Here is a 19,794-nt window from a genome sequence, read left to right on the forward strand (position 1 = left end):
ACGCGCCGTGCGGCACCACTACACTCATCAACACACGCGTCAGGCCCACAGTGTCGTGCGTCTTCCACGCGGCTGACCCCCTCCACCGCTGCGGCCGTCGGGACGGCCGTCTGCACCGGACATGTGAGGACTCACGTGAGCTCGAAACCTGTCGTACTCATCGCTGAAGAGCTGTCGCCCGCCACCGTCGACGCGCTGGGCCCGGATTTCGAGATCCGGCACTGCAACGGCGCCGACCGCGCGGAGCTCATCCCCGCGATCGCCGACGTGGACGCGATTCTGGTCCGCTCGGCCACCAAGGTCGACGCGGAGGCCATCGCCGCCGCCAGGAAGCTGCGGGTCGTCGCCCGCGCCGGTGTGGGCCTGGACAACGTGGACGTCTCGTCCGCCACCAAGGCCGGCGTGATGGTCGTCAACGCGCCGACGTCCAACATCGTCACCGCCGCCGAGCTCGCCTGCGGCCTGCTCGTCGCCACCGCGCGCAACATCCCCCAGGCCAACACCGCCCTCAAGAACGGCGAGTGGAAGCGCTCGAAGTACACGGGCGTCGAGTTGAGCGAGAAGACCCTCGGCGTCGTCGGCCTCGGCCGGATCGGCGTCCTGGTCGCACAGCGCATGTCCGCCTTCGGAATGAAGGTCGTCGCCTACGACCCCTATGTGCAGCCCGCGCGCGCCGCGCAGATGGGCGTCAAGCTGCTCACGCTCGACGAGCTGCTCGAGGTCTCCGACTTCATCACCGTCCACCTGCCGAAGACGCCCGAGACGCTGGGCCTGATCGGCGACGAGGCGCTGCACAAGGTCAAGCCGGCCGTCCGCATCGTCAACGCCGCGCGCGGCGGGATCGTCGACGAGGCAGCGCTGTACACGGCGCTGAAGGAGGGCCGGGTCGCCGGCGCGGGCCTGGACGTGTACGCGAAGGAGCCGTGCACCGACTCCCCGCTCTTCGAGCTCGACCAGGTCGTCTGCACCCCGCACCTGGGCGCGTCCACGGACGAGGCCCAGGAGAAGGCCGGTATCGCCGTCGCCCGCTCGGTCCGTCTCGCCCTCGCCGGTGAGCTGGTCCCGGACGCGGTCAACGTCCAGGGCGGCGTCATCGCAGAGGACGTACGGCCCGGTCTGCCGCTCGCCGAGAAGCTCGGCCGCATCTTCACCGCCCTCGCGGGCGAGGTCGCGGTCCGCCTCGACGTCGAGGTGTACGGCGAGATCACCCAGCACGACGTCAAGGTGCTGGAGCTGTCCGCGCTCAAGGGCGTCTTCGAGGACGTCGTCGACGAGACGGTGTCCTACGTCAACGCGCCGCTGTTCGCGCAGGAGCGCGGTGTCGAGGTCCGCCTGACGACCAGCTCCGAGTCCCCGGACCACCGCAACGTCGTGACCGTGCGCGGCACGCTCTCGGACGGCGAGGAGGTCGCGGTCTCCGGCACGCTGGCCGGCCCCAAGCACCTCCAGAAGATCGTCGCCATCGGTGAGCACGACGTGGACCTGGCCCTCGCCGACCACATGGTCGTGCTGCGCTACCAGGACCGTCCCGGCGTCGTCGGCACGGTCGGCCGCATCCTCGGCGAGGCCGGTCTGAACATCGCCGGTATGCAGGTGTCCCGCGCGGAGGAGGGCGGCGAGGCGCTCGTCGTCCTCACCGTGGACGACACGGTGCCGGTGCCGGTGCTTGCGGAGATCGCCGAAGAGATCGGCGCCGCCTCGGCCCGCACGGTGAACCTCACGGACTGACCCTTACGGTCCGTCGCCCCGGCCCCCGGCCGCTCGCCCTTGTGGCAGCGACCGGGGGCCTTCGCGTGTCCGGGGTTCGCGCCGCCGCCGCCCGCGGAACAGGAGCCGATGCGGCAAATGGGTAAAATTACTTCAAAGCGGGCATGGGCCGTGTGAGGCCGCGGTGCCTTCCGTTTGGCCCTGCTTGTTCCGCGGGGTTGCCAGGGGCTGCCGCGGCACTCCCGTACGGGCGGCCCGGGATGGTCCGCCCATTCGCTCACCCGCACAGGTCAGGAGGGGCACGCGATGGACGCATGGCTGATCTGGTTGATCGTCGCAGCGCTGCTGGCTGTGGCGGAGATCTTCACGCTCACCGCCTCGCTCGGGCTGCTGGGCGGGGCCGCACTGGTCACGGCGGGAGCCGCCGCGATCGGTCTTCCGGTGCCCTGGCAACTCCTGGTCTTCACCGTCGTCGCCACGGCGAGCATGCTCTTCCTGCGCCCCCTCGCGCTGCGCCATGTGTTCAAGCCGCAGAAGGAACGATTCGGCGTGGACGCGCTGGTCGGCCGGGGCGCCTATGTCGTCTCCGAGGTGTCGGGCCTGGGCGGCCGGGTCCGCATCGGCGGCGAGGAATGGACCGCCCGCCCGTACGACGAGACGCTGGTGATCCCTCCGGGAACGACCGTCGACGTCATCGAGATCAGCGGCACCACAGCGCTCGTCTACCCCCGGGAGTGACCCATGGAAGCCTCGGCAGCCCTCGTCGCCGGCCTGATCGTCGCCCTGATCGCCGTCTTCACCGTGGTGCGGGCGGTACGGATCGTGCCGCAGGCCCGCGCCCGCAACGTCGAACGGCTCGGCCGTTACCACCGCACGCTGCAGCCCGGCCTCAACCTCGTCATCCCCTACATCGACCGCGTGCATCCGGTGATCGACCTGCGCGAACAGGTCGTGTCCTTCCGGCCGCAGCCGGTCATCACCGAGGACAATCTGGTCGTCGAGATCGACACCGTCCTGTACTTCCAGGTCACCGACCCCCGGGCGGCCTTCTACGAGATCGCGAACTTCCTCCAGGCGGTCGAGCAGCTCACCGTCACCACCCTGCGCAACGTCGTCGGGTCCATGGACCTGGAGAAGACCCTGACCTCCCGCGACACCATCAACAACCAGCTCCGCGGCGTGCTCGACGACGCCACCGGCAAGTGGGGGCTGCGGGTCAACCGGGTCGAGATCAAGGCCATCGACCCGCCGCAGTCCATCAAGGACGCGATGCAGAAGCAGATGCGCGCCGAGCGCGACAAGCGCGCCGCGATCCTCGGGGCCGAGGGCCAGCGCCAGTCGCAGATCCTGACCGCCGAGGGCGACAAGCAGTCCGCCGTCCTGCGCGCGGAGGGCAACCGCACGGCCGAGATCCTCAAGGCAGAGGGCCAGTCCCGGGCCATCGACGAGGTGTTCCAGGCCGTGCACCGCAACGACCCCGACCCGAAGCTGCTCGCCTACCAGTACCTCCAGATGCTGCCGCAGATCGCCCAGGGGCAGGGCAGCACCTTCTGGGTGATCCCCAGCGAGGTCACCTCCGCACTCGAGGGGATCTCCCGCGCCTTCGGCGAGGTGCTGCCGCAGTCGCCGGCCACCCGCGAGACCTCCTCCGACGACCGGTCCGCCCAGGCCGCCGACGACGCGGCGCAGGCCGCGGAAGCCGCCGCCGAGGCGCTCGCCGACGCGGCGAGGGTGGACGAGTCCGTGACCGGCCGCCGTCCTCCCGGCCCGCCCGCCGTACGCTGACAGGCGGCGGACCGGGTCATCGGGCCGGTCCCGACACGCAGTCAGCAGGCGACGAACCGTTCGATCCGACCGGCCCGCATCTGCGCCGTCCGGTCGGCGAAGTGGCGCACCAGCGCCATGTCGTGGCAGATGAGCAGGTAGCCGAGACCGAGCCTGTCCTGAAGGTCCGCGAGGAGGTTCAGGACCCCGGCGCGCACGGACGGGTCCAGCGCGGAGACCGGCTCGTCGAGGACGAGCAGGCGAGGCTCGCTCGCGAGAGCGCGGGCGATACCGGCCCGCTGGCACTGTCCGCCGGACAGCTCGTACGGCAGCCGGTCACCGTGCGACGCGTCGAGACCGACCATCGCCAGCAGCTCGGCAACCCGGCCCGGGCCGTACGAGGCGTCCCAGCGCCCCTGGACGCGCAGCGGTTCCGCGACCGCGTCGCGGATCCGCTGACGGGGGCTCAGCGACCCGTAGGGATCCTGGAACACGGGCTGCATCGCCGGGCGCAGCGGGCGCAGTGCGCGCTCGTCCAGCGAGGTCAGTTCGCGTCCGTCGAACCACACCTCGCCGGCGTCCGGGCGGCGCAGTTGCAGCACGGCGGCGGCGGTGGACGACTTGCCGCACCCCGAGGGGCCGACGAGGGCGAGGGTCTCCCCGGCGGCCAGCTCGAAGGAGACGTCGTCGACGGCGAGGGCCGGTCCGTACCGGACGACCAGGCCGCGTACGTCCAGCAGCGCACTCATACCGTCTCCAGGAACAACTCGGCGGGGCGGCCGGGAAGCCGGGCCCAGTGGTGGCAGGAGACCTCCCGACCCTCCACGGGCCTCGGCTCGGGCCGCTCGGCGCGGCAGCGCCCGTCGGCGAGCGGGCAGCGCGGGGCGAACCCGCACCCGGCGGGAGCCTCCCCGAGCGCGGGGGGCGTCCCGCCGATCGCGGGCAGCCGGCGGCCACGGCCGGGCACGGGGTGCGTGGGCGGGAGAGCGGCCAGGAGACCGGCCGTGTACGGGGCGCGGGGGCGGGTGAACACCGCTCCCACGGCTCCGGACTCGACGTGCCGGCCGGCGTACACGACCAGCACCCGGTCGGCGTGCTGCCCGACGCTCTCCAGGTCATGGGTGACCAGGAGCAGCGCGGCCCCGGTCGCCTCGCGCTGCTCCCCGAGCACCTGGAGCGTCTGCTGCCGCAGGTCCGGGTCGAGAGCGGTGGTGGGCTCGTCGGCGACGACCAGCTCGGGTTCGTTGATCAGGGCCATGGCGATGACGGCCCGCTGGCGCATCCCGCCGGAGAACTCGTGCGGAAACGCGCGGGCCCGGGCCGCCGGCACGCCGACTCTTTCCAGGGCCGCGGCCGCCAGGGACCGGGCGTCCCGGCGGGACCGTCCCCGCACGGACCGTACGGCGGCGGCCAGCTGGTCGCCGACCGGGTGCACCGGCGACAGCGCGGACAGGGAGTCCTGCGGGACGAAGGCGATGCGCCGCCCCCACAGCGCGCCCAGCACCGGGGCCTTCGCCCCGACGAGTTCGACGCCGCCCGGGAACCGGCCGTCCCCGCGCAGCCGGACGCTGCCGCGCACCACCGCCTCCCGCGGCGCCATGCCGAGCAGCGCACGGGCGGTGAGCGACTTCCCGGCGCCCGTTTCGCCGACCAGTGCGAGGACCTCGCCCTGCCGGACGTCGAACGACAGTCCGCGTACGGCCTCGCCGGCGTCGAACGCGACGCGCAGGTCGCGCACGGACAACAGCGGTTCCTCCCGTACATGCGGGCGCCGGTCGGTGTCAGGTCGTCGCACGGGTCAGGGCCTTCCGGGTGCGGGTGGTGGTACGGGCGCCGGCCGTCCGCGTGTACGAGGCCAGGGACACCGCCAGCGCGGCCAGCGCGGCGAGCGCCACGGCAGGGGCGAGGGCCGCCCAGGGGGCCCGCTCCAGATAGGCGCGTGACTCCTCCAGCAGCAGCCCCCACTCCGGGGCGGGCGGTTGGGCGCCCAGCCCGAGGAAGCCGAGGGAGGCCAGCGCCAGCGCGACGCCGGGCAGCCGCAGCACCGCGTGCCGGGCCACCGGTCCGGCGACCGAGGGCAGGACGTGCCGGGTCAGGATCCATGCCGGGCTCGCTCCCATCGCCTGCTGGGCGAGGAGGAAGCCGGAGGCCCGTACCTCCTGGACGAGCGCCGCGGCGTGCGCGGCGAGCGGGGGCCACGAGATCAGGGCCACGGCGAGCGCCGCACCGCCCGGGCCGGGACCGACGACCGCGGCAACCAGGATGCCCGTGATCACCGGGGGCAGGGCGTTGGCGATGTCGGACATGCCGGCGGCCGCGTTCGGGACGAAGCCCAGGGCCGTCGCGGCCACGAAGCTGAGTGCGCAGACCGCGGCGGCGGTGCCCGCGGTCGCGGCCGCGCCGTGCCCGAGCCGGGCCAGGACGTCCCGGCCGAGACCGTCCGTGCCGAGCGGATGGCCGAGCGAAGGTGCGGCGAGCCGGGCGGCCGTGTCCACGCCGTACGGGTCGCGCAGCAGGCCCCACCCGATCACGGCCAGCAGGACGGCGGCCAGCGCCGCCGGCAGCAGCAACCCGGTCCGTAGCGGCGGGGGAGCGGGCAGGGTCAGACGGGCGTCGCGGAGACCGCGGCCGAGCAGCCGCCGCCGGACGAGGGCCGCGAGCGCGCCCGCCGTCAGCCCGAGCACGAGCAGCGCCAGCACCGAGCCCTGGAGCAGCGGCAGGTCCTGGGACTTGGCGGCGCCCAGCGCCGTACGGCCGATGCCGGGCACCGCGAAGACCGTCTCCACGGCGATCGCGCCGCCCGTGAGACCGACGACGACCATGCCGAACTGCGGCACGAGCGGCGGCAGGACGCGCCGGAGGGCGGCCAGGGCGACGACCGACGGGCGGACGCCCGAGCCGCGCCACAATTCGGCCCACCGTTCGCCGAGTGCGCCGGGCAGCGCGTCGGCGACGAGCCGCCCGAGCAGACCGCCCGCCGGCAGACCCAGCGCGACGGCGGGCAGCACCAGATGGGCCGGGCCCTGCCAGCCGGAGGTCGGCAGCCATCCCAGCCACACCCCGCCCACGATCAGCAGCAGGGTCGCCAGCAGGAACTCGGGGAGTGCGGCGAGCACCGCGGCGACGGCGCCCGAGGTGCCCCGGCCGCGGACCAGGACCGGTGCGCAGGCCGCCGTCGCCACCACCACCGCCACGGCGAGGGCCGCGCCCATCAGCCCCAGCGACACCTGCAGGCCGGCGAGGACGGACGGCAGCACGTCGGTGCCCGACACCCACGAGGCGCCGAGATCGCCGCGGACCAGACCGGACGCCCAGCCTCCCAGGAGCGCCAGGGGACCGGCGTCGAGCCCGAGGTCGGCGCGGACGGCGGCCAGCGCCTCCGCGGTGGCCTCCTGCTCGGCGGAACGGGCCCGCAGGACGGAGAGCGCCGGGTCCTTGCCGGAGAGCCAGGGCAGCAGACCGACGACCGCGAGGACCGCGGCGAGGCCGGCCGCCCGGGTCAGCCCCGCCCTCACTTGACGTACGTGTCGACGGTGACGAGCTGCCGCTCGCGCGGGTCGTGCGCCGCGCCGACGACCGAGGCCGCGTCACCCTGGATGACCCGCTCGTGCAGCATCGGTACGGCGGCGTCGGTGGCCAGCACCGCCGTCTCGGCCTCGATGACCGCCCTGCGGCGGGCGTCGCCCGCGGTGGTCGCCGCCGCCTTCTCCAGCGCCCTGTCGACGGCCGGGTCGGCGAGCTGCGCGATGTTGAACGAGCCCCGGGAGGCGAAGTCGCTGTAGAGGTACGCGGCGGGATCGCCGGAGTCGAGGACCGTCGCCCGGGACAGGACGAACGCGTCGAAGGCGCCGGCCAGCGCGTCGGACTCGATGTTGGCGTACTCGCGGACCTCCAGCTTCACCGTGAAACCGGCCTTCCGGAGCTGCTGCTGGAGGGTCTGGGCCACCTCCGGGAGCTCGGCCCGGTCGGTGAAGGTGCCGATGGTGATCGTGGCGCCGTCCGGGTCGCCGGGTGCGGTCCGCCGCGGCGCGGTGCGCAGCCCGTCCGCCCAGGCGAGGGCGGGACCGAGCAGACCGCGGGCGGTATCGGCGCGGCCCTCGTACACGCCCCGGACGATCGAGCCGGCGTCGACGGCCTCCCGCGCGGCGGCGCGCAGCGCCGGGTCCTTGAAGGGGCCCTTTTCGGTGTTGAGGTAGAGGGTGTTGGTGCGCGGCATGGGGACCTCGTGGATCAGGTCCTCGTCGAGCAGCGCGGCCTGCGACACCGGAACGGCCTCGACGATGTCGGCCTCCCCGCTGCGCAGGGCGGCGGCACGGGCCGTGCCGTCGGGCACGAACCTCACGTCGATGCCCGGGGCCTTGGCCTTCCTGCCCCAGTAGCCGTCGTAGCGGTCGAGGGAGGCCGAGGAGGTGCCGTCGACCTTCGTCAGCCGGAAGGGCCCGGTGCCGGTGCCGACCGGGTCGACGGTCTTCCCCCGGTACGCCTTGGCGGAAAGGATCGACAGCTGGGGGGAGCTGAGCCGCTGGGGGACGAGCGGGTCCTCTGCGGCGGTGGTGACGGTGACCGTCGTCCCCTCCGCCGTGACCGTGAGGTCGACCCCGTCGAGGATGCGCGGCTTGGGGGACGCGGTGGCGGCGCGGGTCAGGGAGCGGCGGACGTCGTGCGCCGTCATCCCGCTGCCGTCGTGGAAGGTGACGCCCTCGCGGAGGGTGAAGACCCAGCTGGTGCCCTTCTGCTGCCACCGGGTGGCGAGGGCGGGAACGGCGTCGCCGTCGGCGTCGAGCGTGACGAGCGTTTCCGCGGTGGACCAGCGCGACAGCTTGAAGGCGTCGTCGGAGAGCGGAGAGAGGCCGGAGCGAGGCGGGTTCATCATCGCGACACGCACGCGCTTGCCTCCTGCCTCCGAGGTGTCGCCGGAGGCGGCGAAGCAGCCGGTCAGCAGAAGGGATGCCGAGGCCAGGGCGGCGGAGGGCAGGAGACGGACGGTCAGGCGGCGCACGGGGGCACTCTTTCGGGCATGGGGTCGACGGGATGCCCGAACTTAGCATAATGATTATTATTTTCAATAACGGGGTTCGGTCAGAGGCGCGCGCTCTTCAGCGCCATGTGCAGCAGCAGCCGGTGCTCACCGTCGTCGAGGTCCAGGCCGGTGAGCTGCTCGACCCGGGAGAGCCGGTAGTAGAGCGTCTGCCGGTGGATGCCCAATGCCGCCGCCGTCCGCCCGGCCTGGCCCGCGCAGTCGAGGAACACCTCGGCGGTACGGGCCAGTTCGGCGTGCGAGGGCGCCAGCAGCTCCGTCACCGCCGGGTCGTGCAGCACGTCGGCGGGCAGCGCGGTGAGCATCCGGTAGGGGCCGAGGTCCGACCACGGGGCGACCGGTCCGAGCCGGGGCTCGGCCAGCGCGGCGCGGGCCGCCGACGCCGCCTCGCGCCAGGCGGCGCCGAGCCCGGCCAGTCCCCGGCGCGCCGAGGCCACCCCGGCGGCGGCCGCCGGCTCCCCGCCCGTCGCGTCGCGCAGCCGGGCGGCCGCCGTCAGCGCCGGACCGGGGGCGTCCGCGGAGCGCAGCCGCACCAGCGCGGCCAGCGCGGGACCGGGCGCCGGGCCGCCCTGTGGCAGCGGGACCGTGCACAGCGCAGCCGCGCCCGGCAGCGACCGGGGCGAGGGCGCGTCGGACTCCGGCCACGGGGCCACGCACACCACCGTGTGCGGGCCCTCCGCGTCCGGGCCGAGCGCCGACCGCAGCGCGGTGAGGGCCATGTCGTACTGCCAGCCCCGCTCCGCCGTGAGCACCGCCCGCAGCTCCCGCGACAGGTCCGCCCCGGCCCGCTCCTCGTCGGCGAGGAGGGTGCCGATCCGCTCCGTCACCTCCATCGCGGCCGCCAACTGCTCCGGGGTCGGCCCGGGGTCCGCGTCGAGCAGCCACACGTAGCCGAGCGCGACGCCCCGGTGCCGCACCGGCAGACAGATCCGGCCGCGGTTGACGCCCGCCTCCGGGGCGGCGGGGATGCGGACCGGGCCGGTCGCGCGGGTGATGCCGAATCCCTCGAACCAGGCGCGGACCGCCGGGGTGGACTTCCTGGTCAGGATCGAGCGGGTGCGGACCGGATCGAGGGTGGTCTCGTCGAAGGCGCTGTCGCTGTCGTGCGCCCCGAAGGCGATCAGTCCGAAGTCGCGGTTCTCCAGGGTCGCCGGCATGGCCAGCAGCGCGGAGATCTCGTCGACGAGGTCCTGGTAGTCGCCTTTCACCCCGCCATTCTCGCACCCTTCAGACATATGTCTGAGATCCCGGACACGGATGCGTGACAGCTGTCGATGGCAGACGGCCGGGGCCATCCTTAGGTTTCAGGGTGGTTCTCCGTGCTGTTTCCGAATCGTTCGGTTCCGGCCACTTCAACACCTGTTCCGTGGAGGTGCCCCGTGCTGGGTCCCGTGATCCTCGCCGCTTCGCGCAGCGACAGAATGCGCCGCTTCGTGTCGGCCGCCCCGGGGACCAAGCAGGTCGTCGCCCGGTTCATCGCCGGCGAGACGGTCGAGCAGGTCATTCCGATCGTCCAGGACGCCGCGGCCAAGGGCCTCGAGGTCACCCTCGACGTCGTCGGAGAGGACATCACCACCCCCGGGCAGGCCGCCGCCGCGCGGGACGCCTACCTCGACCTGGTCGAGCACCTGGCCGGCCTCGACCTCGGCGCCAGGGCCGAGATGTCCGTGAAACTCTCCATGTTCGGCCAGGCGCTCCCGGGCGGCCACGAGCTGGCGCTCGCCAACGTACGCCCCGTCGTCGAGGCCGCCGCGGCCATCGGCACGACGGTTACGCTGGATGCGGAGGACCACACCACCCTCGACTCGATGTTTGCCATCCACGAGGAGCTCCGCAAGGACTTCCCGCAGACCGGCTGCGTGATCCAGGCCTACCTGTTCCGCACCGAGGACGACGCCCGCCGCCTCGCCCGGGCGGGCAGCCGCGTCCGTATCGTCAAGGGCGCGTACAAGGAGCCCGCCTCCGTCGCGTACCAGGACAAGACCGAGATCGACAAGGCGTACGTCCGCATCCTCAAGATCCTGATGGAGGGCGACGGCTACCCGATGATCGGGTCGCACGACCCCCGCCTGATCGCCATCGCCCAGGAGCTGGCCCACCGCGCCGGCCGCAAGCTCGACGAGTACGAGTTCCAGATGCTGTACGGCATCCGCGGCGACGAGCACCTGCGACTGGCGGCCGAGGGCCACCGGATGCGCGTCTACACCGCGTACGGCACCGACTGGTACGGCTACTTCATGCGCCGCCTCGCGGAGAAGCCGGCCAACCTGCTCTTCTTCGCCCGCTCGATTCTCACCAAGGGCTGAGCGGTGGGTGTCGCCTCCCAGGCGCATCCTGGGAGGCGACAACCACCGCTCTCCGCCCGGCCGTGCCGGACCCTTCCGCTTTGTCTCCTGAAGGAGCAACGGAACCCGTGACTACGCCCCTTGAGGCTTCTCAGTCACCCGCCGAAGCGAGTTCGTGACGGTCAAGCCCTGACCGTCGCCCAACATATGCACAGGACCTCAGTTTCTCCCGGCTGAGGTCGGAAAACCATTCGGAAGAGGTAACTCATGGACGCCGTGACCCAGGTTCCCGCCCCCGTCAACGAGCCGGTGCACGGCTACGCCCCCGGCTCGCCCGAGCGCGCCCGTCTCGAGGCCAGGCTCAAGGAGCTGGCCGAGAACCCGATCGAGCTGCCGATGACGATCGGCGGCGTGCGGCGGATGGGCGGCGGCGAGCGCGTCGACGTCGTCCAGCCGCACAACCACAAGGCCGTCCTCGGCACCTTCGGCACCGCGACCCAGCAGGACGCGCAGGACGCGATCGACGCCGCCCTCGAGGCCGCGCCGGGCTGGCGCGCCATGTCCTTCGACGACCGCGCCGCGATCATCCTGCGCGCCGCCGAGCTGCTGGCCGGCCCGTGGCGCGAGACGCTGGCCGCCTCCACCATGCTCGGCCAGTCGAAGACCGCCCAGCAGGCCGAGATCGACACCCCGTGCGAGCTCGTCGACTTCTGGCGCTTCAACGTCAAGTACGCCCGCGACCTGCTCGCCGAGCAGCCCGTGGCCAACTCGCCGGGCGTGTGGAACCGCCTCGACCACCGGCCGCTCGAGGGTTTCGTCTACGCGATCACCCCGTTCAACTTCACCGCCATCGCCGGCAACCTGCCGACCGCGCCCGCGCTCATGGGCAACGTCGTCGTCTGGAAGCCGTCCCCGACGCAGACCCACGCCGCCGTGCTGCTGATGCGGCTGCTGGAGGAGGCCGGTCTGCCCAAGGGCGTCATCAACCTGGTGACCGGTGACGGCATCGCCGTCTCCGAGGTGGCCCTCGAGCACCCGATGCTCGCCGGCATCCACTTCACCGGCTCGACCAGGACCTTCCAGCACCTGTGGAAGACGGTCGGCAACAACATCGAGAAGTACCGCTCCTACCCGCGGATCGTCGGCGAGACCGGCGGCAAGGACTTCGTCGTCGCCCACCCGAGCGCCGACCGCGCCGTCCTCAAGACCGCGCTGACCCGCGGCTCGTTCGAGTTCCAGGGCCAGAAGTGCTCCGCCTCCTCGCGGGCGTACGTCCCCGCCTCCATCTGGAACTCCGGATTCAAGGAGGAGTTCGCCGCCGAGGTCGACGCCATCGCGATGGGTGACGTCACCGACCTGTCGAACTTCATCGGCGCCGTGATCGACGAGCGCGCCTTCGCCAAGAACAAGGCCGCGATCGACCGGGCGAAGGAGGACCCGACGTGCACCATCGTCGCGGGCGGCAGCTACGACGACTCGGTCGGCTACTTCGTCCGCCCGACCGTCATCGAGTGCTCCGACGCCGACAACGAGGTCTTCACGACCGAGTACTTCGGCCCGATCCTCGCCGTCCACGTCTACGAGGACGACAAGTACGAGGAGATGCTGGAGCAGATGGAGTCCGTGTCGGCGTACGCGCTGACCGGCTCGGTCATCGCCGGTGACCGGGCCGCCGCGGCCGACGCGATGGAGAAGCTCCGCTACGCGGCGGGCAACTTCTACATCAACGACAAGTCGACCGGCGCCGTCGTCGGCCAGCAGCCCTTCGGCGGCGGCCGTGCCTCCGGCACCAACGACAAGGCGGGGGCCCCGCAGAACCTGATGCGCTGGACGCTGACCCGCGCCATCAAGGAGACGCTGGTCGCACCGACCGACTACACGTACCCGCACATGGGCTGACCGGACGGCCGCCCAGGTCTCCGCCCCCGTACCGGCCCCCACGCCGGAACGGGGGCGGTTTCCGTCGCCCACGCGAGCAACGGGGTTGACGAGGGCTCAGTTTGCGGCGGCGCGTGCCGGATACCCGGATGGCATGGCTGAGACCAAGAAGAACACGACCAGGGCCCGTACGAGCAGCGCCGGAACGCGAGCACAACAGGCCAAGGACACGGCGAAGGACACCGCCGGGAGCACGGCGCAGGACACCGGCCGGCGGACCGCCGAGTCGGTGCGCGGCATCGGCGACGCCACCACCCGGAAGGCCGCGGCCGCCGCGCGGACCGTCCAGCACACGGCCGTCTCCGCGGCCGGGACCGCCGCGGACAAGGCGGGCGTCGTCTGGACCGTCGTCAAGGCCCGCAAGGCCGTCGTGGCCGGGGCGGGCACGGGTGTCGCCACCGTGGTGGCCGGCTCGTACGCGCTCGGCCGCCGGGTCGGGCTGAGGCAGCGCGGCCCGCTGTCCCGCCTCACCGGCGGCAGGCTCTGAGAATCCCGTACTGCCCCGCGTGGCGCTTTTCCGACAGCGCGGCCGGTCCGACGGCGCAACTCGGTACCGCCCGCCCGGCGTTCACTGCCACAGTGACCCGCATGACCGATCACGCGACCGACGCGCTGCGCACGGCCCACACGTATGAGCTCTCCGGGGCGGGCCTCGGCGGCATCCGGACCATGCTGGAGACCGCGTTCGACGGTGACTTCGGCGACGTGGACTGGGCCCACGCCCTGGGCGGTGTCCACGCGTTCGTCCACGACGGAAAGGGTGTGGCCGCCCACGGCAGCGTGATCATGCGGCGGGTGCTGCACGCCGGCCGTTCCTACCGGGTGGGGTACGTGGAGGCCGTCGCGGTCCGCGCCGACCGCCGCCGCCAGGGGCTGGGCGGGCGGGTGATGGTGGCCCTCGAGACGGTGATCGACGGGGCGTACGACCTCGGGGCGCTCTCCGCGTCGGAGGACGGGGCGCCGCTCTACCGGGCCCGCGACTGGCAGTTGTGGCAGGGCCGCATCGAGGTCATGGGGCCGCGCGGCACGGTCCGCCTCCCCGAGGAGGAGGACTCCACCTTTCTGCGTCCGGCGGCGGGCGCCGGGCTTCCCGGTCCCGCCGCCGGCGCGCTGGTCTTCGACTGGCGGGACGGGGACGTGCTCTGACCGCCCCGGCCCGCCGGCCGCGTCAGGCTGCGTCGCCGCTGCTCCTGGCGACGGTGCGCCGGACCCAGTAGGTCATGCCGAACGTGCCGGCCAGCAGCACCGGGAACGCCACGGCGAAGTCGAGGCTGCGGCTGTAGTACGCCGTGAGGATCGCGGCCGTGACCGCGAGCCAGCCCGCGCTCACCGCCCAGCCCTTCGCGCCGATGTACCAGGAGCGCGCCGGGCGGTCCGGCGGCGCGCCGAGCGCGGCGGTCGGTCCCGCGCTCGCCGCCAGGGGCCGTTTGAAGTACGCGTAGAAGAACCACTCGCCGCACGGCTCCCAGCCTTCCGGGACGAGCCGGCCGAGCACCGCCTCGCGCTGCCTGCCGCCCACGATCTCGCGGCGGTACTCCCAGCGGAGCGCGGTGCCGCGCGGCCGCCGGCACACGAACCGGCCGAGCGCGTCCAGCCGTTCGACCTCCCAGCCCTGGTCGCCGTGGGCGGCGAGCAGTCTGCGGTCGTTGTAGATGTCGGCGGTCCAGGTCCAGGTCTCCGCCTCCTCGTCCGGCGGCCCGGCCGCGTCGGGCGCCGTGCCGCCCAGCCCCGCCGCGAAGCCGGCGACCGGGCCGAACTCCTCCTCGGGCGTGGCGCCCGTCTCGTCCAGATAGGCGGTCAGATCGGCGATCGTCGCGGCTGTCCGGTCCTCGGGGACGTGCGCCGCGCGCAGCGCGGAGGCGAGCTCTTCGAAGTATCCGGTGTGGTCGGTGGTCATCGCGTTCCCCCTGTGGACAGCTGGGTCCTGACGGCGGTGTGGAAGTCGGACCAGGCCCCGCTCTCGGCCGCGAGATACTCCCGGCCCCGGTCGGTGAGCCGGTAGTAGCGCCGCCCGGGCCCGCGCTCGGCGGCCCTGAACTCGCCCACCACCAGCCCGGCTTCCTCGAGCCGGTTGAGCACCGGGTAGAGCGTCCCGCCCTTGATCTGCCCGAGCCCCGCCTCGGCGAGCGCTCTGGAGATCTCGTATCCGTAGCTCTCGCCCGGCGTGAGGCAGGACAGGACGAGCAGGTCGAGTACGCCCTTGAGCCAGCTGGATCTGCGGTCTGCGGCCATGGCCGTATTCCATCACCACCTAGATAGGAAAGCAATCTAGATGGTGATGCATGGTCGAGGGTGCTCGCCGGGCAGGCGCTGATCCGGGAGCTGCGGGCGCCGCCGGCGCGGCGGCGCATGATCGCGTCTCAGATAGTAGGAAGTCCGAGTAACTGTGGAGACAGACCGGCTGAGCTGTCCTACTTTTGTAGAAGCCGAACGTCTCGCTCGATCCAGCGAATGGCGGTCGTGAGCCCGTGCCCCGTGCAGGCAACCCCTGCGGCACCGCTCCCCGCCCCTTCCGGCGCCTCGAAATCTCTTCTGATCTCAAGGAGTCGATCACCATGACCGCTGTGACCGTCCGCCGAGTCCGTCACGCCTCCCGCACCACCGAGTCCGACCGCAAGAACGCCGCCGCGGCCCTGCAGCGCGCCCTCGACCGCCGGGACAACGGTGGCGCCACCGGCCACTGAGCGCCGGCAGCCCCCGCCCGAGCGGCGAACCCCGCCGCGTTCGAATTCCCCGTCCACATGGTGGACCTCTCATGTCAATCCATGGGACGGGGAGTAGGGTGCCGACATGTCTCGCAGCATCAATCTCGCAGTTGTCCCCGGTGACGGCATCGGCCAGGAAGTAGTGGCACAGGGCCTGAAGGTCCTTGCCGCGGTCCTGCCCCAGGATGTGAAGCTGGAGACCAAGGAGTACGACCTCGGCGCCCGGCGCTGGCACCGCACCGGAGAGACCCTCCCCGACGCGGAGCTCGACTCCCTCAGGAGTCACGACGCGATCCTCCTCGGCGCCATCGGCGACCCGTCGGTGCCGTCCGGTGTGCTGGAGCGCGGTCTGCTGCTGAAACTGCGGTTCGCCTTCGACCACTACGTCAACCTGCGTCCGTCGAAGCTGTTCCCGAACACGGCCACCCCGCTCGCCGGCCGCCCGGACATCGACTTCGTCGTCGTCCGCGAGGGCACCGAGGGCCCGTACACGGGCAACGGCGGCTCCCTGCGCACCGGCACGCCCGCCGAGGTCGCCACCGAGGTCAGCCTCAACACCGCGTACGGGGTGGAGCGCGTCGTCCGCGACGCGTACGAGCGGGCCAACGCCCGCCCCCGCAAGAAGCTGACGCTCGTCCACAAGAACAACGTGCTCGTGTACGCGGGTCACATGTGGAAGAACATCTTCGACCGGGTCGGCCAGGAGTATCCCGAGGTCACCACCGACTATCTGCACGTCGACGCCGCGACGATCTTCTTCGTCACCCAGCCGGAGCGCTTCGACGTCATCGTCACCGACAACCTCTTCGGCGACATCCTCACCGACCTCGCCGCTGCCGTGACCGGCGGCATCGGCCTGGCCGCCTCCGGGAACATCAACCCGACCGGTGAGTTCCCTTCGATGTTCGAGCCGGTGCACGGCTCCGCGCCGGACATCGCGGGCACCGGAAAGGCCGACCCGACCGCGACCGTCCTCTCCGTCGCCCTGCTGCTGCGGCACCTGGGCTACGAGAGCGAGGCCGTCCGGATCGAGGACACGGTCGCCGCCGACCTGGCGGAGCGGACGCCGGACACGGTCCGCACGACGGACGAGATCGGCGACGCGCTCGCGGTACGAGTAGCGAGCTGACCCGCCGGAACACTGCCTCCGGGGTGTCCCCGGACATCCCCAGAAGCCGCCGGGTCGCATTTCACATCGCGCCCGGCGGCTTTTCCTGTGCGGCCCCCGGGTGCCACCATCGAACCCTGGGCCGCAATCACGACGTTCCCTGCACGGTCTTCCACGGGCGATAATCGGACGTGGACCGTGGTGGTGCACGGCGATGCTCGGACGTCCAAGCAGTCGGCGTGAGCGCGGTCCGTCACAACAACCGGTGAAGGACACTGCACTCATGACGACGCCCACGATCGAGCTCAAGCCCTCCTCGCACCCGCTGTCCGACGCGGAGCGCGAGGCGATCCTGGCCAACCCGGGATTCGGCCGCCACTTCACCGACCACATGGTGACGATCAAGTGGACGGAGGGGCGCGGCTGGCACGACGGCCAGCTCGTTCCGTACGGGCCGCTGTCCATCGATCCGGCCAACATGACCCTGCACTACGCGCAGGAGATCTTCGAGGGCCTCAAGGCGTACCGCCGCCCCGACGGCTCCGTCGCCACCTTCCGGCCCGAGGCCAACGCCGCGCGCTTCCAGCGTTCCGCCCGCCGGCTGGCGATGCCCGAGCTGCCGGTCGACACCTTCATCGCCGCCTGCGACGCGCTCGTCCAGCAGGACAAGGCATGGGTCCCGGCGCACGGCGGCGAGGAGTCCCTCTACCTCCGCCCGTTCATGATCGCGAGCGAGGTCGGCCTCGGCGTGAAGCCGGCCAACGAGTACCTCTTCCTCGTCATCGCCTCCCCGGCGGGCGCGTACTTCCCCGGCGGCGTCAAGCCCGTCTCGATCTGGCTCTCCGAGGACCGGGTCCGCGCCGTCCCCGGCGGCATGGGCGACGCCAAGACCGGCGGCAACTACGCCGCGTCCCTGCTGGCCCAGGCCGAGGCCGCGCAGCGGGGCTGCGACCAGGTCGCCTACCTCGACGCAGTGGAGCACAAGTGGGTCGAGGAACTGGGCGGCATGAACCTGTACTTCGTCTATGAGACCGGCCCCGGCGGCGACCTCAAGATCGTCACCCCCGAGCTGACGGGCTCGCTGCTCGCGGGCATCACCCGCGACTCGCTCCTCACCCTGGCCAAGGATCTCGGCTACGGGGCGGAAGAGGGCCGCGTCTCCATCGACCAGTGGCAGGCCGACACCGAGAACGGCACCCTCAAGGAGGTCTTCGCCTGCGGCACGGCCGCGGTGATCACCCCGGTCGGCACGGTCAAGTCCGCGCGCGGCGAGTGGCAGCAGTCGGGCGGGCGGCCGGGTGAGGTCACGATGAGGCTGCGCGCGGCGCTGCTGGACATCCAGACGGGCCGCGCGGAGGACATCCACGGCTGGACGCACGAACTGGCGTAACGCCGTTCCGGGTCCGGGCGGGTCGGCGCCTGCGGCGGGCTTTCCCGGGCCCGGTACCGCGCTTCGCGCGGTGGCCTCGATCTCCCCCTACGGCCTGGCGGCCGTGGGTGGGGGCACCTCCCACGCGGCCAGGCGTAGGGGGAGGTGCCCCCAGGCCGGGCTGACTCTGTCAGCCTCGGCGTTTGAGGCGCCGGTCCGGGCGGAGCCCGGTCACGGGAGGGTGGGGGTCCCCCCGCGGCCGCTGGGCCGCAGGGGGAGGGTAGGGGAACACGCTCCGCGCAGCGGTCCACCCCGCCGTCACGACACCCCCGCCACCGACGCCTCCGCCGCCCCCTCCGGCGCAGCCGGCCGCGTTCGGACCGCCGCGTACGCGAGCCCGCCCACCACGCCGGACAGCACGAAGCTGCAGTCCACCCCGCCCGTCATGGCCAGCAGCGGCCCCTCGTACAGCGGGGTGGAGACCGCCGCGAGGCCGACCGTCGCGCCGAGCGCCCACGAGAGCGTGGCGTGCGCGTTCCAGCCCGCGCGGAACCAGTAGACGCCGCCGCGGGCGCGGCGGTTGTAGACCTGGAGGGCCTCCGCGTCGTAGACGCCGCCGCAGCGGACGTGGGCGGTCAGGGTGATCACCGCCCACGGCGTGCCCACCGCGGTGAGCAGCAGCACGAACGAGGTCATGGCCGACTGGGCGTCCCACACGAAGTGGCCGAGGAAGACGAACGCCGTCGCCACCACGGCCACCACAAGGGTCGCCCGGGTGCGGGTGGTGCGCGGCAGGATGGCGTCGAGGTCGAGGCCCATCGAGTACAGCATCAGGCCCGCGTTGCCCACCGACCCGGCCGCCGCGGCGAGCAGCAGCGGGACGAGGTACCAGGCGGGGGACGCGGCGACCAGGGGTCCGGCGTAGTCGAGCCCGGCGCGGGCCGCCAGCGCCGTGTACGTGCCGAAGAGCTGGGGCACGAGCAGCCCGGCCACCAGCCCCAGGCAGGTCGCGGCCAGTACCCGCCGCGAGCTGTGGCGCAGCGGCGAGATGTACCGGGTGTAGTCGCCGAGCAGGGTGATGAAGGCGATCGGTCCGCTCAGCCCGGCGGCCACCGCGGACAGCACCCAGGTCGGCCAGAACGAGCCCAGCAGGTACGGGGTGTCCGGCGGCGCGGCCGTGGTGAGGTCGGGCGCGTAGGCGACGACGCCCAGCAGCAGGAGCGCGGTCATGCCGACGGCCAGCACCTTGCTGAGACGCAGCAGCAGCCGGTATCCGTACACGGCGCAGACGACGGTGCAGGCGGCGAGCAGCGCGTAGACGAGGGTGTGGGCGACGCCGCCGGTGGGCAGGCCGGCGAGCCGCGCCAGGGTGCCGATCACCACGTCGCCGCCGATCCACAGGGTCAGGGCGGTGTAGCCGAGCGAGAGCAGCAGGCCGACGACGGAGCCCACGAGGCGGCCGCGGACGCCGAAGGCCGCGCCGCTGGACGTCGACAGGTTGGTCGCGGTGCGCAGCGAGACGAGGGCCAGCGGGGCGGTGACGGCCACACCGACGAGCGTGCCGGCGACGACGGAGGTGACCGACGGCCACAGCCCGAGTCCGAAGGAGACGGGCAGCCAGCCGAAGACGATCACCCCCAGGCAGAGGTTCGAGCCCAGCAGGATCGAGACGAGATCGCGCGGAGTGCTGGTGCGCTCCGCTTCTGGGACGGTGTCGACTCCGCGCTGTTCCACCGGCATGGGCTGCCCCGCCTTCGCAGTTTGAGTGACGCTCTAATTGAACGCTGCTCAATGTGAGTCATGCCTCGCTTGAAGTCAATGCCTGACACGATTCCGCTTCCTGCGTCGACATTGTTAGAGTGGCGCTCAAACTTGGAGGT

Annotated in this window: 18 protein-coding genes; 10 read left to right on the top strand and 8 right to left on the bottom strand. The window is 72.5% G+C overall.

Going from position 1 to position 19,794, the window contains the following annotated elements; all coding sequences use genetic code 11:
• Window positions 1-135 precede the first annotated feature (135 nt).
• From serA to ACWD01_RS27990, 3 genes are all read left to right on the top strand, one after another.
• Complete coding sequence (serA, locus tag ACWD01_RS27980; RefSeq protein WP_451165566.1) at window positions 136-1,728, top strand: phosphoglycerate dehydrogenase; 1,593 nt, start codon at window positions 136-138, stop codon at window positions 1,726-1,728.
• Window positions 1,729-2,013: 285 nt separating this feature from the next.
• Entirely contained in the window at window positions 2,014-2,445 is a 432-nt protein-coding gene (locus ACWD01_RS27985; protein ID WP_451165567.1) for an NfeD family protein, read from the top strand.
• Window positions 2,446-2,448: 3 nt separating this feature from the next.
• Window positions 2,449-3,492 carry an SPFH domain-containing protein gene (locus ACWD01_RS27990; protein ID WP_451165568.1) on the top strand — a complete coding sequence of 348 codons (1,044 nt, stop codon included), beginning with the start codon at window positions 2,449-2,451 and terminating at the stop codon, window positions 3,490-3,492.
• Between the two features lie 41 nt (window positions 3,493-3,533).
• On the opposite strand, the gene ACWD01_RS27995 is transcribed toward ACWD01_RS27990, so the two are convergent.
• From ACWD01_RS27995 to ACWD01_RS28015, 5 genes are all read right to left on the bottom strand, one after another.
• Complete coding sequence (locus ACWD01_RS27995) at window positions 3,534-4,220, bottom strand: ATP-binding cassette domain-containing protein (protein WP_451165569.1); 687 nt, start codon at window positions 4,218-4,220, stop codon at window positions 3,534-3,536.
• Complete coding sequence (locus tag ACWD01_RS28000) at window positions 4,217-5,215, bottom strand: ABC transporter ATP-binding protein (protein WP_451165570.1); 999 nt, start codon at window positions 5,213-5,215, stop codon at window positions 4,217-4,219. Before ACWD01_RS28000 ends, ACWD01_RS27995 begins: the two co-directional genes overlap by 4 nt.
• Window positions 5,216-5,252: 37 nt before the next feature.
• Window positions 5,253-6,986 (bottom strand): ABC transporter permease subunit, encoded by a 1,734-nt coding sequence (locus ACWD01_RS28005; RefSeq protein ID WP_451165571.1) that lies wholly within the window; start codon window positions 6,984-6,986, stop codon window positions 5,253-5,255.
• Entirely contained in the window at window positions 6,983-8,470 is a 1,488-nt protein-coding gene (locus ACWD01_RS28010) for an ABC transporter substrate-binding protein (RefSeq protein ID WP_451165572.1), read from the bottom strand. The genes ACWD01_RS28005 and ACWD01_RS28010 overlap by 4 nt, the downstream gene beginning before the upstream one ends.
• 80 nt (window positions 8,471-8,550) lie before the next feature.
• Window positions 8,551-9,744 carry a PucR family transcriptional regulator gene (locus ACWD01_RS28015; protein ID WP_451165573.1) on the bottom strand — a complete coding sequence of 398 codons (1,194 nt, stop codon included), beginning with the start codon at window positions 9,742-9,744 and terminating at the stop codon, window positions 8,551-8,553.
• A gap of 144 nt (window positions 9,745-9,888) precedes the next feature.
• Here ACWD01_RS28015 and ACWD01_RS28020 point away from each other — a divergent pair, with 144 nt between their 5' ends.
• The 4 genes from ACWD01_RS28020 (at window position 9,889) to ACWD01_RS28035 (ending at window position 13,878) form a co-directional block, all read left to right on the top strand.
• On the top strand, window positions 9,889-10,815 hold the full coding sequence (locus ACWD01_RS28020) for a proline dehydrogenase family protein (RefSeq protein WP_451165574.1): 927 nt from the start codon (window positions 9,889-9,891) through the stop codon (window positions 10,813-10,815).
• Between the two features lie 246 nt (window positions 10,816-11,061).
• Window positions 11,062-12,693 carry an L-glutamate gamma-semialdehyde dehydrogenase gene (gene pruA, locus ACWD01_RS28025; RefSeq protein WP_451165575.1) on the top strand — a complete coding sequence of 544 codons (1,632 nt, stop codon included), beginning with the start codon at window positions 11,062-11,064 and terminating at the stop codon, window positions 12,691-12,693.
• A 133-nt stretch (window positions 12,694-12,826) separates the two neighbouring features.
• The gene (locus tag ACWD01_RS28030; protein ID WP_451165576.1) at window positions 12,827-13,219 is read left to right on the top strand and encodes a hypothetical protein; all 393 of its coding nucleotides are present in this window, start codon (window positions 12,827-12,829) and stop codon (window positions 13,217-13,219) included.
• Window positions 13,220-13,320: 101 nt separating this feature from the next.
• Complete coding sequence (locus ACWD01_RS28035) at window positions 13,321-13,878, top strand: GNAT family N-acetyltransferase (RefSeq protein ID WP_451165577.1); 558 nt, start codon at window positions 13,321-13,323, stop codon at window positions 13,876-13,878.
• 22 nt (window positions 13,879-13,900) lie between these two features.
• Here ACWD01_RS28035 and ACWD01_RS28040 read toward each other — a convergent pair whose 3' ends face one another.
• Together ACWD01_RS28040 and ACWD01_RS28045 are read right to left on the bottom strand one after the other, a co-directional pair.
• The gene (locus tag ACWD01_RS28040; RefSeq protein ID WP_451165578.1) at window positions 13,901-14,629 is read right to left on the bottom strand and encodes a hypothetical protein; all 729 of its coding nucleotides are present in this window, start codon (window positions 14,627-14,629) and stop codon (window positions 13,901-13,903) included.
• Window positions 14,626-14,964: a PadR family transcriptional regulator gene (locus ACWD01_RS28045; protein ID WP_451165579.1), complete on the bottom strand. Its 339-nt coding sequence runs from the start codon at window positions 14,962-14,964 to the stop codon at window positions 14,626-14,628. Before ACWD01_RS28045 ends, ACWD01_RS28040 begins: the two co-directional genes overlap by 4 nt.
• Window positions 14,965-15,287: 323 nt before the next feature.
• Here ACWD01_RS28045 and ACWD01_RS28050 point away from each other — a divergent pair, with 323 nt between their 5' ends.
• The 3 genes from ACWD01_RS28050 to ACWD01_RS28060 all read left to right on the top strand — a co-directional run bounded on the left by ACWD01_RS28050 (window position 15,288) and on the right by ACWD01_RS28060 (window position 17,935).
• Complete coding sequence (locus ACWD01_RS28050) at window positions 15,288-15,416, top strand: hypothetical protein (protein WP_356892917.1); 129 nt, start codon at window positions 15,288-15,290, stop codon at window positions 15,414-15,416.
• Window positions 15,417-15,522: 106 nt separating this feature from the next.
• Window positions 15,523-16,566, top strand: coding sequence for a 3-isopropylmalate dehydrogenase (locus ACWD01_RS28055; RefSeq protein WP_451165580.1), 1,044 nt, complete (start codon window positions 15,523-15,525; stop codon window positions 16,564-16,566).
• Window positions 16,567-16,828: 262 nt separating this feature from the next.
• Entirely contained in the window at window positions 16,829-17,935 is a 1,107-nt protein-coding gene (locus ACWD01_RS28060) for a branched-chain amino acid aminotransferase (RefSeq protein WP_451165581.1), read from the top strand.
• Between the two features lie 297 nt (window positions 17,936-18,232).
• Here the strand turns inward: ACWD01_RS28060 and ACWD01_RS28065 are convergent, their stop codons facing one another.
• Complete coding sequence (locus ACWD01_RS28065) at window positions 18,233-19,654, bottom strand: cytosine permease (protein ID WP_451165582.1); 1,422 nt, start codon at window positions 19,652-19,654, stop codon at window positions 18,233-18,235.
• Window positions 19,655-19,794 lie beyond the last annotated feature (140 nt).

This window comes from Streptomyces sp. NPDC002835 (assembly GCF_053591995.1).